1 protein-coding gene is annotated in these 362 nt (G+C 42.8%); it reads left to right on the forward strand.

Going from position 1 to position 362, the window contains the following annotated elements:
- The coding region (locus tag CWC11_RS20955) for a radical SAM protein (protein WP_138684186.1) at positions 1 to 362 on the forward strand (362 nt) is incomplete at both ends.

The following is a 362-nucleotide window of genomic DNA, read 5'->3' on the forward strand; positions in this document are numbered from 1 at the left end:
ATTTGTTTCAATTATGGAAGGTTGCTCTAAGTACTGTACTTTCTGTGTTGTACCGTACACGCGTGGCGAAGAAGTAAGCCGTCCTTTAGATGATGTGATCCTTGAAGTTGCTCAGCTTGCGGAGCAAGGTGTACGTGAAGTGAACTTACTCGGTCAAAACGTAAATGCTTACCGTGGTGAAATGCACGATGGTGAAATTTGTTACTTCTCTGATTTAATTCGCTACGTTGCAGCAATTGACGGTATTGACCGTATTCGTTATACAACATCTCACCCGGTTGAATTTACACCAGATATCATTGAAGCCTATGCAGATGTGCCAGAGCTTGTTGACCATTTACACCTACCGGTACAAAGTGGTT

The organism is Pseudoalteromonas sp. S3178 (assembly GCF_005886985.1).
GTDB lineage: Bacteria > Pseudomonadota > Gammaproteobacteria > Enterobacterales > Alteromonadaceae > Pseudoalteromonas > Pseudoalteromonas carrageenovora.